Origin of the sequence: Bradyrhizobium sp. STM 3843, from assembly GCF_000239815.1 — a bacterium.
Classification (GTDB): domain Bacteria; phylum Pseudomonadota; class Alphaproteobacteria; order Rhizobiales; family Xanthobacteraceae; genus Bradyrhizobium.
Genome location: NZ_CAFK01000284.1, coordinates 1 through 14,062 on the forward strand (window position 1 = coordinate 1; position 14,062 = coordinate 14,062).

The 14,062-nt window shown below is 64.7% G+C and carries 14 protein-coding genes and 1 pseudogene; 8 read left to right on the forward strand and 7 right to left on the reverse strand.

Going from position 1 to position 14,062, the window contains the following annotated elements; translation table 11 throughout:
• Positions 1 to 344, reverse strand: a pseudogene (locus BRAS3843_RS28575) (chloride channel protein); the annotation flags it as partial.
• Positions 345 to 561: 217 nt separating this feature from the next.
• Between BRAS3843_RS28575 and BRAS3843_RS28580 the strand changes: the two are divergent.
• Both BRAS3843_RS28580 and BRAS3843_RS28585 read left to right on the forward strand, forming a co-directional pair.
• On the forward strand, positions 562 to 1,041 hold the full coding sequence (locus BRAS3843_RS28580) for a MarR family transcriptional regulator (protein WP_008972617.1): 480 nt from the start codon (positions 562 to 564) through the stop codon (positions 1,039 to 1,041).
• A 172-nt stretch (positions 1,042 to 1,213) separates the two neighbouring features.
• The gene (locus tag BRAS3843_RS28585) at positions 1,214 to 2,188 is read left to right on the forward strand and encodes an MBL fold metallo-hydrolase (protein WP_139024996.1); all 975 of its coding nucleotides are present in this window, start codon (positions 1,214 to 1,216) and stop codon (positions 2,186 to 2,188) included.
• 138 nt (positions 2,189 to 2,326) lie between these two features.
• On the opposite strand, the gene BRAS3843_RS28590 is transcribed toward BRAS3843_RS28585, so the two are convergent.
• Both BRAS3843_RS28590 and BRAS3843_RS28595 read right to left on the reverse strand, forming a co-directional pair.
• Complete coding sequence (locus BRAS3843_RS28590; protein WP_008972619.1) at positions 2,327 to 3,169, reverse strand: MoxR family ATPase; 843 nt, start codon at positions 3,167 to 3,169, stop codon at positions 2,327 to 2,329.
• Positions 3,170 to 3,264: 95 nt separating this feature from the next.
• The gene (locus BRAS3843_RS28595; RefSeq protein ID WP_008972620.1) at positions 3,265 to 3,510 is read right to left on the reverse strand and encodes a GlsB/YeaQ/YmgE family stress response membrane protein; all 246 of its coding nucleotides are present in this window, start codon (positions 3,508 to 3,510) and stop codon (positions 3,265 to 3,267) included.
• 117 nt (positions 3,511 to 3,627) lie between these two features.
• Here BRAS3843_RS28595 and BRAS3843_RS28600 point away from each other — a divergent pair, with 117 nt between their 5' ends.
• From BRAS3843_RS28600 to sseA, 3 genes are all read left to right on the forward strand, one after another.
• Positions 3,628 to 4,803, forward strand: a complete 1,176-nt coding sequence (locus BRAS3843_RS28600; protein WP_008972621.1) for a VWA domain-containing protein — start codon at positions 3,628 to 3,630, stop codon at positions 4,801 to 4,803.
• Between the two features lie 162 nt (positions 4,804 to 4,965).
• Positions 4,966 to 5,379 carry a rhodanese-like domain-containing protein gene (locus BRAS3843_RS28605; protein ID WP_008972622.1) on the forward strand — a complete coding sequence of 138 codons (414 nt, stop codon included), beginning with the start codon at positions 4,966 to 4,968 and terminating at the stop codon, positions 5,377 to 5,379.
• A gap of 110 nt (positions 5,380 to 5,489) precedes the next feature.
• Positions 5,490 to 6,347 (forward strand): 3-mercaptopyruvate sulfurtransferase, encoded by an 858-nt coding sequence (sseA, locus tag BRAS3843_RS28610; protein ID WP_008972623.1) that lies wholly within the window; start codon positions 5,490 to 5,492, stop codon positions 6,345 to 6,347.
• 16 nt (positions 6,348 to 6,363) lie between these two features.
• On the opposite strand, the gene BRAS3843_RS28615 is transcribed toward sseA, so the two are convergent.
• Positions 6,364 to 7,422, reverse strand: coding sequence for a hypothetical protein (locus BRAS3843_RS28615; protein WP_008972624.1), 1,059 nt, complete (start codon positions 7,420 to 7,422; stop codon positions 6,364 to 6,366).
• Between the two features lie 354 nt (positions 7,423 to 7,776).
• On the opposite strand from BRAS3843_RS28615, the gene BRAS3843_RS28620 reads away from it, so the two are divergent.
• Positions 7,777 to 9,003, forward strand: a complete 1,227-nt coding sequence (locus BRAS3843_RS28620) for a L,D-transpeptidase (RefSeq protein ID WP_008972625.1) — start codon at positions 7,777 to 7,779, stop codon at positions 9,001 to 9,003.
• A 79-nt stretch (positions 9,004 to 9,082) separates the two neighbouring features.
• On the opposite strand, the gene BRAS3843_RS28625 is transcribed toward BRAS3843_RS28620, so the two are convergent.
• A complete protein-coding gene (locus tag BRAS3843_RS28625; protein ID WP_008972626.1) occupies positions 9,083 to 10,045 on the reverse strand; it encodes a D-2-hydroxyacid dehydrogenase family protein in 963 nt (320 codons plus the stop codon).
• 122 nt (positions 10,046 to 10,167) lie between these two features.
• The gene (locus BRAS3843_RS28630) at positions 10,168 to 10,389 is read right to left on the reverse strand and encodes a hypothetical protein (protein WP_008972627.1); all 222 of its coding nucleotides are present in this window, start codon (positions 10,387 to 10,389) and stop codon (positions 10,168 to 10,170) included.
• A 293-nt stretch (positions 10,390 to 10,682) separates the two neighbouring features.
• Here BRAS3843_RS28630 and ettA point away from each other — a divergent pair, with 293 nt between their 5' ends.
• Positions 10,683 to 12,332, forward strand: a complete 1,650-nt coding sequence (ettA, locus tag BRAS3843_RS28635) for an energy-dependent translational throttle protein EttA (RefSeq protein WP_008972628.1) — start codon at positions 10,683 to 10,685, stop codon at positions 12,330 to 12,332.
• Between the two features lie 7 nt (positions 12,333 to 12,339).
• Positions 12,340 to 13,566 carry a lytic murein transglycosylase gene (locus tag BRAS3843_RS28640; protein ID WP_008972629.1) on the forward strand — a complete coding sequence of 409 codons (1,227 nt, stop codon included), beginning with the start codon at positions 12,340 to 12,342 and terminating at the stop codon, positions 13,564 to 13,566.
• Between the two features lie 71 nt (positions 13,567 to 13,637).
• Here the strand turns inward: BRAS3843_RS28640 and BRAS3843_RS28645 are convergent, their stop codons facing one another.
• A complete protein-coding gene (locus BRAS3843_RS28645; protein WP_008972630.1) occupies positions 13,638 to 13,919 on the reverse strand; it encodes a hypothetical protein in 282 nt (93 codons plus the stop codon).
• Positions 13,920 to 14,062 lie beyond the last annotated feature (143 nt).

Here is a 14,062-nt window from a genome sequence, read left to right on the forward strand (position 1 = left end):
CGGCTTTCGCCGATCAGGATCGCTTCGATCGCCTCGGGAATGCCGTGGCCGCGGATCTTTTCCGAGCCGAAACGCGCCATCAGCCCGATCACCAGTCCACCCAGGATGGGCGCGGCCACCATCCACCAGTTAGGTTTCGCGCCGGCAAGCGAGATGTTCGCCGTGCTGATCGTCTGGAACCAGACGAGATTAGTGACGAGCGCGATAGCTTTCAGCAGCACCCAGGCGGCGGCGACGCCGCCGGCGCCGACGATCAAGGCCATGGCGACGAGAACCAAGACGCGCTTGTCGGTGGTGAAGTCGCCAAGACGCGCGCGAGCGCCGGCAGAACGCAGCCGATCCATATCATCTCCTTCGGCGCCAGCCTGGCCGAGGCTTGGCGCTGCAATGAACCATGTCGCGGCGCAATATATCGGATCACGATATATTTTGGCCAGCATCCTTCGGGTGAGCCCATCTTCAGCCTCAGCCTGGGCTTGAGCGGTGGCCAGCCGGCCCTCGGTCTTTCGCGCATCCGCGATTTGTGGTTGGTCGGCGCGACACTCCGAGATCGAGGGCAGGATGGCGATTTCCCGAACCAGGACCCGGCAGCCGGCGAAGGCACAGGCGTCGCGCGCGGCGGACGAGGTTCGGGATGTCGACTATCGGGCGCTCGCACAATTCCGCTACGAGCTGCGGAAGTTCGTGGCGTTCAGCGAGAGCGCCGCGCGCAAGGAGCGGCTGACGCCGCAGCAGCACCAGGCCTTGCTGTCGATCAAGGGATTTTCAAAGGACAAGCCGGTGTCGGTCGGCGAACTGGCGAAGCTCCTCCTCATTCGACATCACACGGCGGTCGAGCTCGTGGACCGCATGAGCAGGCTCGGACTCATCGTGCGCCTCGCCGATCCCGACGATCGGCGGCGCAGCCTGGTTCGGCTGACGGCGGAAGGGGAGCGCCGGCTGCGCAAGCTGTCGAAGATCCATTTCGAGGAGTTGAGCGCCGTCGGCGACGCGCTGACCGAGATGCTGCAACACTTCCGCCGCTCCGGGAGCCTGTGTTGATAAGCGCGACCGTCACGGAGGCGCTGATCGCAACAGTGGTACGTTTGCCGGCGGTCTCGCAGTTTTGTTCAAGGCTGACGTACTACTTTGATAAGAAAGCCGGGGTAACAACGCCCGTGCCGCGCCCTAAAGACGCTAGCGAGCGCGGCGGCAAAATCTGGGGAAGATCATGATGCGCACAACCTTGCTGATGACGGCGCTTTGCGGCCTGATGGGGCTTGCCGTGCAACCGGCGCTTGCGGCCAACGTGAAGATCACGCCGCTGGGCAGCCACGACGGCGAATTCTGCGCCCTCGACCGGGCCATGATCTTCGAGGACCCCGATGGCACGCGGATTCTCTACGACGCAGGGCGCACCGTCCGCGGCGCCGACGATCCGCGGCTGGGCAAGATCGACGGCGTGCTGCTCAGCCATGCCCACGGCGATCATCTCGGCGACATCCATGCGTCAAAGGCGAATGCCGGCGACTGCGGCAAGCCCGATTTCGACGTCACGGATACACCGGGCTCTAACACCGAGAAGGTCGTGGTCGCGAAGAAGGCCAAGTTCTTTGTCGGCGGCGAGATGAACAGCTTTTTCGGCGTCCGGATTCCGGCGGCCGGCGGCGACAAGGCCCAGGTCGTCACCTTGCGGTTCGGCGCCATGAACAAGCTTGGCGGGGTCTCGATCTGGAGCGTGCCGGCGGCCCACAGCAATGGTGTTAGTCCAGCATTTCTGAGCGGCGATCTTGCCAAGCAGATGCAGGCCAACGGCCTGACCGCCGATCTCGGGCCGGCCGGCGGTTATGTGCTGCGTTTCTCCAGTGGGCTCACGGTCTATCTGTCGGGCGATACCGGCGTGATCGCCGATCAGGAGGCCGTCATTCGCCGCGAATTCCAGGCCAAGCTCGCGGTGCTGAACATCGGCGACGTGTTCACGACGGGGCCTGCGACCGCGGCCTATGTCATCAACGATCTGGTCAAGCCCGCTGCGGTGATCCCGTCGCATGCGAACGAGGCGGCGACCAAGGACGGCAAGCTGCTGCCGAACACCAAGACGGCCGCCTTCAAGGCTGCGGTGCACGTGCCGGTGTATCTGCCGCTCAGCGGCAAGACCATGGAGTTCGATGCCAGCGGCAAATGCACCGGCGGTTGTCCGGCGCAATGACAGCGTCTGCCCGATCGGCACGACCGTCGGGCCCATCGATCGGCTCGCGTCCGTCACGTGACGCGGGCCTGCCCAGCCTCGGTGCGAAGATGCTTCGTTCCGCTCGCAATGATGCTGGAGGGAGCGTTGCCCAGTAACTCACACCTCTCTGCGGCTCAGGAACGCCAGCCGCTCGAACAGGTGCACGTCCTGCTCGTTCTTCAGAAGCGCGCCGTGCAGCGGCGGGATCAGCTTGCGCGGGTCCCGCTCGCGCAGCTGCTCGGGGCCGATATCCTCGTTGAGCAGCAGCTTGAGCCAGTCCAGGAGCTCCGACGTGGACGGCTTCTTCTTCAAGCCCGGCACCTCGCGCACCTCGAAGAAGATGCGCAGGGCTTCCTCGACCAGCCGCTTTTTGATGCTGGGGAAGTGCACGTCGACGATGCGGCCCATCGTCTCTGCATCGGGAAACTTGATGTAGTGGAAGAAGCAGCGGCGGAGGAAGGCGTCCGGCAGCTCCTTCTCGTTGTTGGAGGTGATGATGACGATCGGACGCAGCTTGGCCTTGATGGTTTCGCCGGTCTCGTAGACGTGGAATTCCATCCGGTCGAGCTCGAGCAGGAGGTCGTTGGGGAATTCGATATCGGCCTTGTCGATCTCGTCGATCAGCAGCACGGGGCGCTGCTCGGCCGTGAAGGCGTCCCACAGCTTGCCGCGCTTGATGTAGTTTTTGATGTCGGACACTCTGGAGTCGCCGAGCTGGCTGTCGCGCAGCCGCGACACGGCGTCGTATTCGTAGAGGCCCTGCTGCGCCTTGGTGGTCGACTTGATGTGCCAGGTCAGCAGCGGTGCATTCACCGCCTTGGCAACCTCTTCCGCCAATACGGTCTTGCCGGTCCCCGGCTCGCCCTTCACCAGCAGTGGCCGCTCGAGCACGATCGCCGCGTTGACGGCCACTTTGAGGTCATCGGTGGCGACGTAGTCCTGGGTACCGGTAAATTTCATCGAGCGTTGCCTGTTCTTGTTACTTGCGTTGAGTCGCTACGCGGCGCTTCCGCCGCGCGGCATTGAGGGATGGCTGCCATTGCAGCGAGGAATAATCAAGCGCGCCGGATCAGCGAGAGGATCACCAGCACGATCACGGCGCCTATGGTGGCGTCGAGGATGGCGCCCAAGGTGCCGCTTGCCAGATCAATGTGCAGCGCGGGCAGCACATAACTGGCGACCAGCGCGCCGATGATGCCGATCACGATATTGCCGATCAGCCCGAACCCGGCCCCGCGCACGATCAGGCCGGCCAGCCAGCCGGCGACGGCGCCGATGATGATTGCCGCGAGTAGACTCATAGGAAGCCCCCATTCAGAACTCTGTTCCATCGATTGTAGAGCAAAAAGCCGGCCGGTCCAGTGCGCCGGGTTCCGGCGGCCCTTGACGTGTCCCCGGAGGCGGGCGATCTAATGGGCATGTTCCTGCAATTCTTTACAGCACTGCGCGAGGCGCAGGTCCCGGTCTCCTTGCGTGAATATCTCACGCTGATGGAGGCTATCGACGCCGACCTTGCCGAGCAGTCGGTCGAGAACTTCTATTATTTGTCGCGCGCCGCGCTGGTGAAGGACGAGCGCAATCTCGACAAATTCGATCGCGTCTTCGGCACCGTTTTCAAGGGGCTGGAGAGCCTCTTGGATGCGATGGAGAAGGCGGAGATCCCCGAGGAATGGCTGAAGAAGCTTGCGGAAAAATACCTCACCGAGGAGGAGAAGAAGCAGATCGAGGCCATGGGCTGGGACAAGCTCATGGAGACACTGCGCAAGCGCCTGGAAGAGCAGAAAGGCCGTCACCAGGGCGGCAGCAAGTGGATCGGCACCGCAGGCACCTCGCCGTTCGGTGCCTATGGCTATAACCCGGAAGGCATCCGGATCGGCCAGGAGAAGAACCGCAACAACCGCGCGGTGAAGGTATGGGATCGCCGCGAGTTCAAGGATCTCGACGGCAATGTCGAGCTCGGCATCCGCAACATCAAGGTGGCGCTGCGGCGGTTGCGCAAATTTGCCCGCACCGGCGCGCCCGACGAGCTCGATCTCGACACCACCATCCGCGAGACCGCCAATCACGGCTATCTCGATGTGCATATGCGGCCCGAGCGGCGCAATGCGGTGAAGGTCCTGGTGTTCTTCGATATCGGCGGCTCGATGGATTCCCATGTCGCGCAGGTCGAAGAGCTGTTCTCGGCCGCCAAGAGCGAATTCAAGCACATGGAATATTTCTACTTCCACAACTGCCTCTACGAGGGCGTGTGGAAGCAGAACAGGCGCCGCTTTACCGACCGGACACCGACCTGGGACGTGCTGCACAAATACCCGCACGACTACAAGGTCGTGTTCGTCGGCGACGCCTCGATGAGCCCCTACGAGATCATGGTGCCCGGCGGTTCGGTCGAGCATGTCAACGAGGAGCCGGGCTCGCTCTGGCTGGAGCGGATCATCCGCACCTACCCGCACACGGTGTGGCTCAATCCGGTGGCGCAGAAGCATTGGGACTATTCGGAATCCACCACCATCATCCGCCGCATCTTCTCCGAGCGCATGTATCCGATCACGATCGAGGGCCTGGAGGGCGCGATGAAGGAACTGGTGCGCTGATTGCGACGTGGTCATTCCGGGGCGCGCCCAGAGGGCGCGAACCCGGAATCTCGAAATTGGCTTGCACGAACGGGATTCCGGGTTCGGTCGCTGCCGCGACCGCCCCGGAATGACCAGAATGACCAGACAAAAAGCGACGACGCGCCGAGACGAGGAAAAGAAATGCCCCAGACCATCACCCGCGGCATCAAGGCGCTGCTCGACGAGGCCAATGCCGAGATCGAAACACTGAGCGCGACGCAGGCAATCGAGGCCGCCAAGCGCGACGATGTCGTGATCGTCGACATCAGGGATCCCCGCGAGATCGAACGCGAGGGACGGATCCCCGGTGCTTTTTCCTGCACGCGCGGCATGCTGGAGTTCTGGATCGATCCGCAGAGCCCTTACGCCAAGCCGATCTTCCAGCAGGATAAGACCTTCATCTTCCATTGCGCCGGCGGCTTACGCTCCGCCCTCGCGGCCAAGACCGCGCAGGACATGGGACTGAAGCCGGTCGCCCATATCGGCGGCGGCTTCGCCGCCTGGCGTGACGCCGGCGGGCCGGTGGAGAAATGGGAGCCGAAGAAGAAGGATTGATGACACCTGTCACACGGGGGCTTGACCCGCGTGTCCATCGCTTCAAGAAGATGGATGGCCGGATCAAATCCGGCGATGACGATCGAACGTGACGCTGGAGTCCTGGTCCAATGACTATCCCCGATGATCCGCTCGTCTCCACCGACTGGCTTGCTGCGCATCTCGGCGATCCCAAGGTGAAAGTTCTCGACGCCACCTTCAAGATGCCGGGCGTGCTGCCGCTGCCGAAGGATGACTATCTGAAGGCGCATATCCCGGGCGCCGTCTTCTTCGATGTCGACGAGGTCGCCGATCATTCGAGTTCGCTGCCGCACATGTTCCCGAGCGCCGAACAGTTCGGCCGCGATGTTGGCCGCCTCGGCATCGGCAACGGCGACACGGTCGTGATCTACGATGCCGGCGGCTGGGTCGCGGGTCCGCGCGCCTGGTGGATGTTCCTGTCGTTCGGCCACCGCGACGTGCGTGTGCTCGACGGCGGCTTGAAGAGGTGGATGGCGGAGGGACGCCCGGTCGAAAGTGGAGGGGTGACGCCGAAGCCCGCCAGTTTCACCGCGCGGTTCGACGAAGCCCGCGTCCGCAAGATCGAGCAGATGATCGCGAATCTCGATCGCCGGACAGAGCAGGTGATCGATGCGCGGCAGGCGCCGCGTTTCGCCGGCGGCGTGCCCGAGCCGCGCCCGGGCCTGCGCTCCGGTCATATCCCCGGCAGCCGCAATCTGCCCTATGCCGAACTGTTCGATGCCGAGACCGGCGTGATGAAGCCGCTCGATCAGTTGCGCGCGGCTTTCTCGCAGGCCGGCGTCGACCTCGCCAAGCCGATCGTGACCTCGTGCGGCTCCGGCGTATCGGCTGCGGTGCTGACGCTTGCGCTCTACCGGTTAGGTATCCGGGACACTGCGCTGTATGACGGCTCGTGGTCCGAATGGGGGCTCGAGGCCGGCCCGCCGATCGCGACCGGACCGGCGTGATCGGCGGGCTGCGGGCTTACCGGGTCCGCTGTATCGCAGGCTGCTGCCCAAATGCGGCCTGTTGACCAAAGCCCGGCTGCTGAGGAAAGGCCGGTGGCTGACCGAAGGGCGGTTGCTGCGCGAACGGATCGGCAGCCAGCTGCTGTTGCCGGGCGATCGCGGCCTGCCGTGCCACGCGCGCCCGCTGCGCGAGAAGGCGCTGCTGTTTGGCACGCCGTGCCGCCAGCCGCTCCCTAGCGATCCGCTTCTTCACCACGCTCCGGTGCAGCTGCACGCTCGCGACCTTCACGGAGGCCTTCTGCTCGTTCTCGCCAGCAGCGGGCTGCTTCTCGCCGATTGCGGGCTGGTCCTCGAGTGACGCGATTTTTATCGCGATCGGATCTGGTGTCTTTGGCGTCGGCTGCATCGACGCTGGCGAAGGCGGCGTCGCGATTGCGCTGCTTACTGGCTCGGCGCTGTCGACGCGCGAGCTGGTGGCTGCGGTCGTGTCGGGTTGTGTCGGAGCCGGCGTTGCGTCGGCTACCTGGGTGGCCGCCATGTCGCGGGACTTCGTGTCGCCCGTCACCGCCAAAGGCGGAACAGCGGCGGCATTATCAGTGACATCGGTGGTCGCATGCTCGACGCTTGCGATGTCGGCTTGAGCGGTGGCCGTCGGAGCCGGCATTGGCCCAGCCTCCGCTGTCACCACCTCAGGCGCTGGGACCGCCGCTTCGGGAACAACCTGGACAGCTTTGGCGGTGTCCACGGACAAGCCGTCCCGTTCGGCGGCGGCGCGGCCAGCTGGGGCGACGGCGTCGCCGCTGTCTTCTGCAGCCTTGCCGGGCGCTTCGACCGCCGCGGGCGGGGCCGGGATTGGCTCTGACGGCCTCGGGTCGACCTGCAAGACAGCCAGCACCGGCTGATCAGGCTGCGGTAGGAAGGTGTTGAAGCCTGTCGTAGGTGCTGCGCGCCATGTGGTGTTGCTGGCGAATTGCTCATGGGCCGCTCGCAGCAATGCTGCGGCGCCGAGGCCGAAGACGAGAATGGACAGAGAAAAGACGATCGCGCCGAACAGGAAACGAAAGCCGGGGAGCATTGACGGGAACTCTCGCCTCGGCGATGGGCGCCGAGACCTTCGAGAGAGCGGGAACGCGGTGATCACAGGGATGGCCGCGTTCACGATCGGGCCGGCCGGCCGTCGCATCGCGAATCAGGCTGTAACCACAATATCGCAGGCGACCTGCCTCGCCTGTGAAATCGAAGGCCGGCAAGGCCGTCAAAGACGGCCAAAATGACTTTTTCGGAGGCGTGAGACTTCCATGCAACGACGGAACAGCGATCACAATTCGCCGAATTGGACCGCGCTGGCCGGAATTGTCTTGAATGCGCCGCTATCTTCGGCAATTTGGCGCGCAAGAGCCCCGGTCGGCTTGGGGATTTTGCAAGGGCAATGATGATCAGACAGATCCTGACGATTTGCGCTGTCGCGGCGGCGGGCGCGGCGGTCGTTTCGCATGCCGAAGCGCAGCAGGTTTATCAGACAGCACCCGGCGCTTACTCTCCGGCTCCGACTCCCTACCCGGTGGACCCCCGTGGTCAGCGGCCTGATTTCGACGCCGTCGATGACGAGGAAGCCGACGCCAACGGGACTGCATTGCCGCCGCCCGGTCCGGTGGTGTCTCCCGACGACCCGCGCTATGGCCGGCCCGCGGTTTACGGCGCTGCCCCGACCGGGCCTGTAATGTCGCCCGACGATCCCCGCTATGGCCGCCCGGCCAATGCACCGGCCTATAGCGCCGCTCCGACCGGACCGGTGATGTCCCCGGATGATCCGCGTTACGGCCGTCCTGCCGGTCCGCCGCCGGTGATTTATGCCGACCGCCCGGCCGGCGCGCAGCCCTATGGCGGCGTCTATGGCAATAGCGCCCCGAATGGGGACGTCGGTGCTCCGCGGCCGCCCGAGGGGGTCGGTGGTGCCGTTGCGACCGGGACCCCGTCCGGCGCTGGAACGCCCGACAACCGACCGATGACGGTCGCTGCCCTTCCGCCTGAGGAGCAGCCCGACGCGGCGCCGGCTGAGCTGCCGGCGAACCTGCGCCGTCAGGAGGTCGACTTCGTCACCAAGGAGCCGCCTGGCACCATCGTCGTCGATACGCCGCACACTTATCTTTACCTCGTGCTCGGCAACGGGCGGGCGATGCGCTACGGCGTCCGTGTCGGCCGCGACGGCTTCACCTGGACCGGCGTGCAGAAGATCTCACGCAAGAAGGAATGGCCGGATTGGTATCCGCCGAGCGAGATGATCGAGCGCCAGCCTTATCTGCCGCGCTTTATGGCCGGCGGCCCGGGTAATCCACTGGGGGCACGTGCGATGTATCTGGGTTCGACGGTCTATCGCATCCACGGCACCAATCAGCCCTCAACGATTGGCAAGTTCGTGTCCTCAGGCTGCATCGGCATGCTGAACGATGACGTGTCCGACCTGTTCGACCGAGTCAAGGTCGGCACCCGCGTGGTCGTGCTGCCGGGCGGTCCGTCGCCCGCCGGAGGCGGGACCGCCACGGCCTCGGCTGCGCCGGTTCCTGGCGCTCCTGGGGCGCCGGTGCAAGCTCAGGCGGTCCCCGGCACTCAGCCGGCCGCCGTGCAGCCGCTGCCGCCGGCGGTCACGATCCGCTGAGGTCGATCTAGTTCCCGACTATGCAAACACCCTCCTGATCGGGAGGGTGTTTTGTTTTGTGCGCTTGCAGGGCCCGTTGCTACGCCAGCCGCCGGGGCGGCTCGATGCCCTTGAGCCAGGCCTCGATGCACTCGACCATCTGGCCGTAATGTGCGCGGAAGCTCTCCTCGGTCACGTAGCCGAGATGCGGCGTCAGCACGGCGTTGTCGAGCTTGCGGAGCGGATGATCGACCGGCAGCGGCTCGCTTGAGAATACGTCGAGCGCGGCACCTGCGATCCGCTTCTGTTGCAGCGCCTGCAGCAGCGCGGCCTCGTCGACGATCGGAGCGCGGGCGGTGTTGACGAGGTAGGCCGTCGGCTTCATCCGCGCGATGTCCGCGGCCCCGACGAGACCGCGCGAGCGATCGCTCAAGACCACATGGATCGTGATGATGTCGGCGGTCGCAAACAGCTCCTCCTTGGTCGCGTAGCCGACGCCGGCTTCAGCGCAGCGCGCCGGCGTCAGGTTCGGGCTCCAGGCGATCACGTTCATGCCGAACGCCTTGGCGAGGCCTGCGACCTTGGTACCGAGCTTGCCAAGGCCGATCACGCCGAGCGTCTTGCCCTCGATCTCAGTCCCGCCGAGCTTCTGCCAGGGCTCGCCAGCGTGCATCCGCGCATTCTCCTGACCGATCTTGCGAGTCAGCTCCAGGATCAGCCCCATCGTCAGGTGCGCGGTGGGATCGCGACCATATTGCGTGCCGCAGACGGTCACGCCGCGCGCCTTCGCGGCTTCCATGTCCATGGCCGCATTGCGCATCCCCGAGGTGATCAGCAGTTTCAGCTTCGGTAGCGCCTCGACCAGCGAGCGCGGAAACGGCGTGCGCTCCCGCATCGCGCAGATGATGTCGACATCGGCGAGCGCACTGGCGGCAGCCAGTTCGGACGTGAAGGGGTGCGTGAAGGCGGTCACGTCAACGCGATCGCCGAGCTTTGGCCAATCGGCCAGGGAAAGAGCTGTATCGTAATAGTCGTCAAGGATCGCACAGCGCAGCCGCGTCATCGGCACAGGTCCATTCATCGTTGGAACAGCGGCGGAAAGGTCGCCGGAACGGACACCATGGTCGCGCGCAAACAGGGGCTGCGCAAGCATCCACGTCAGGGATGCACGCCAAGCAGGAAAGCTCAGTCCAGATCGGTTTTCAGGCGGAAAGCGGCGCTGTTGCCGTATTTCGCGTGCCAGGCCGGACCAGGGCCGCGCATATAGTGCAATTCCGGCCGGTAGGGGTTGAATGCCTGGGCCAGGAAAGCGCGCCAGAAGTTCTTGATCTCGGCCATGATGCCGGACTGCGGTTCGATCCGCTTGACCGCCCCAGAGGGCAGGGAGACTGACGTAAGGGTCGCCATGACGGGCTCTCGCTGTTCTCGATCCCGGCTTATTGCCGTTTGGACGCGCGTTCCTGCGCGCCAGGTTCGAGTTTCCCGCCCAATTGATTAAAAGATGGTTTCAATTGTCGTGACTGACCGCACTATGGTTGAGATCCCGTAGTCGTCCGTGGGTCGCGGGAGGGTGGCAAGACGCCGCCATTGTCCCGTATTTGTCCCGCCCAATCGCCGCCTCGCGGTTGCCCTTTGGCAGCGGCACAGCTACATCAGCGGCAACATTTTTCCGCAAATCCAACGGTTTCCAAGGACACGCGATGGCGCGCCAGTTCGTCTATTTCATGCAGGGTCTGTCCAAGGCCTATCCGACCCGTAAGGTGCTCGATAACATCCATTTGTCGTTCTACCCGGACGCCAAGATCGGCGTGCTCGGCGTCAACGGCGCCGGCAAGTCGACCCTGCTCAAGATCATGGCCGGGATCGACAAGGACTACACCGGTGAGGCCTGGGTCGCCGAAGGCGCGCGCGTCGGCTATCTTGAGCAGGAGCCGCAACTCGATTCCCAGCTCACCGTGCGCGAAAATGTGATGCGAGGCGTCGCCAAGCAGAAGGCGATCCTGGACCGCTACAACGAGCTCGCCGTCAATTACTCGGAAGAGACCGCCGACGAAATGACCAAGCTGCAGGACGAGATCGAGGCGCAGGGCCTCTGGGATCTCGACAGCAAGGTCGACCAGGCCATGGATGCGTTGCGCTGCCCGCCCGATGATGCAGATGTCACCAAGCTCTCCGGCGGTGAGCGCCGCCGCGTCGCGCTGTGCCGGTTGCTGCTGGACCAGCCCGAGCTGCTGCTCCTGGACGAACCGACCAACCATCTCGACGCCGAGTCGGTGTCCTGGCTCGAAGGCCACCTGCGCAACTATCCCGGCGCGATCCTGATCGTGACCCACGATCGCTACTTCCTCGACAATGTCACGAGCTGGATTCTCGAGCTCGACCGCGGCAAGGGCATTCCCTACGAGGGCAACTACTCGTCCTGGCTGGTGCAGAAGCAGAAGCGGCTGGAGCAGGAGGGCCGCGAGGAGGCCGCACATCAGCGCACGCTGGCGCGCGAGCAAGAATGGATCGCGGCTTCACCGAAGGCGCGCCAGGCCAAGTCCAAGGCGCGCTATCAGCGCTACGAGGAACTGCTCAAGAAGGCCAGCGAGAAGCAGACTCAGACGGCGCAGATCATTATTCCCGTCGCCGAGCGGCTCGGCCAGAACGTCGTCGACTTTCAGGGGCTCAGCAAGAGCTTTGGCGATCGCATGCTGATCGACAATCTCACCTTCAAGCTGCCGCCCGGTGGCATCGTCGGCGTGATCGGTCCGAACGGCGCCGGCAAGACCACGCTGTTTCGCATGATCACCGGGCAGGAGAAGCCGGACGCCGGCACGATCACGATCGGCGACTCCGTGCATCTCGGCTATGTCGACCAGTCGCGCGATGCGCTCGACGGCAGCAAGACCGTGTGGGAAGAGATCTCCGGCGGCAACGAGCTGATCCTGCTGGGCAAGCGTGAGGTCAATTCGCGCGGCTATTGCTCGGCGTTCAACTTCAAGGGTGCGGACCAACAGAAGAAGGTCGGCGCGCTGTCGGGCGGCGAACGCAACCGCGTGCATCTCGCCAAGATGTTGAAGTCCGGCGCCAACGTGCTGCTGCTCGACGAGCCGACCAACGATCTCGACGTCGACACGCTTCGCGCGCTGGAAGAGGCGCTGGAGGATTTCGCCGGCTGCGCTGTTATCATCAGCCACGATCGCTGGTTCCTCGACCGCATCGCGACCCACATGCTGGCCTTCGAGGGCGACAGCCATGTCGAATGGTTCGAAGGCAATTTCCAGGACTACGAAAAGGACAAGATGCGCCGGCTCGGTCAGGACAGCATCATTCCGCACCGCGTGAAGTACAAGAAGCTGACGCGGTGAATCCTCGATGAGGGGCGTGGCGCTCATCGCCGTTGCCATTGCTGCCATATGGAGCGCGCCGGCCGCCCACGCCGCCGACGCCGCCTTCACGCAATTCGTCGCGTCGCTTTGGACGGAGGCGCAGGCGCAAGGCGTGTCGCGCGCGAGCTTCGAGGCCGAGACGCGCGGGCTCGAGCCCGACTACAAGCTGCCGGACCTGCTGCTGCCCGGTCGTCCCGCGACCGGCGCACCCGCTCAGGCCGAGTTCGTGCAGGTGCCGGCCGACTACATCAAGGAAGCCTCGATTGCGCGGCTCGCGGCCTACGGCCAGAAGCTGATGCAGCAATATCGTCCCGCGCTGTCCGAGATCGAACGTCGCTTCGGCGTGCCGGCGCCGGTCGTGCTCGCGATCTGGGGCCGGGAGACCGACTTCGGCCGCTACACGCTGCCCTACGACGCGCTGCGCGTGTTGGCCACGCAGGCCTATGTCGGTCGCCGCAAGGACCAGTATCGCAACGAGTTCATCCTGGCGCTGAAGATGCTCAGCGATGGTGTGGTCAAGCGTGCGGATCTGCGCGCATCCTGGGGCGGTGCGGTCGGCCTCACCCAGTTCCTGCCGTCGGAATATTACAAGCACGGCGTCGATCTCGATGGCGACGGCAAGGTCGATCTCTGGCATTCGGTGCCGGATGCGCTGGGGTCCGCCGCGCAGCAGCTCGTCAACAAGGGCTGGCAGAGCGGATTGCGCTGGGCCTACGAGGTGAAGGCGCCGGCCAATGTCGACTGCACGACGGGCGTGCCTGAGGTGCAGAAGCCGATCGGCGACTGGCTGCGCGCGGGCTTCGTGCCGGTGCGCGGGCTAAGGCTCAGCGCGGCGGAGCAGGCCCAGCCGGCCTCGCTGCTGCAGCCGGAGGGCATCTACGGCCCAGCCTTCCTGACCACGCCGAACTACTTCGTCATCAAGGAATACAATTTCTCCGACCTGTATGTGCTGTTCGTTGGCCATCTCGCCGACCGCATGACGAGCCCGCTGCCGTTCGCGACGCCCTGGGCCGCATCCGAGCAGCTGCGCACCAGGGATGTCGAGGCGATGCAGAAGGGGCTCACCCGGCTCGGTCTCTACAAGGACAGGCTGGACGGCAAGGCCGGCATGCAGACTCGTGCCGCGCTGGGTGCGTTCCAGAAATCTGCAGGTCTGAAAGTGGATTGCTGGCCGAGCGAGGCGGTGCTCCAGGCGATCAGCGCGGCGCACTAGAGTGCTGGATAGCAAAAACCCGGCCGTCGAGGCCGGGTTTCTGGACGCGATCGTGTGCGATCGTCGAAAGATCAGTAGCAGACGCGAACCGGACGCACGACCCAGCCGTAACCGTCCCAATAGCGTTCACGGCGCCAGTAGCACGGCGGAGGGGCCGGAGGCGGAGCCTCGACATAGACGGGCCCGCCATAGGCGGGACGGCTCGAGGCGATAGCACCGCCGATCAGCGCGCCGCCGATCAGGCCGGCCGCAACACCCGCGCCGACGTCGCCAGCCTTGGCAGCAGGCGCGGTCACGGTCATCGAACCGGCGATAGTGGCAACCGCCACCACGGCGGTCAGGATCATCTTCATCTTCCGCGATCTCCTCGAGGAGGCGCCGATACGGCGCCGGGTTAGAGTGACTCACACGCTCGACCAGGGATTGGCAATTTCGCAAGAAAACACGCGAATCTGTCAACCGATCGTAAACTTCGGCGGCTAGGTGCGCCGGAAAA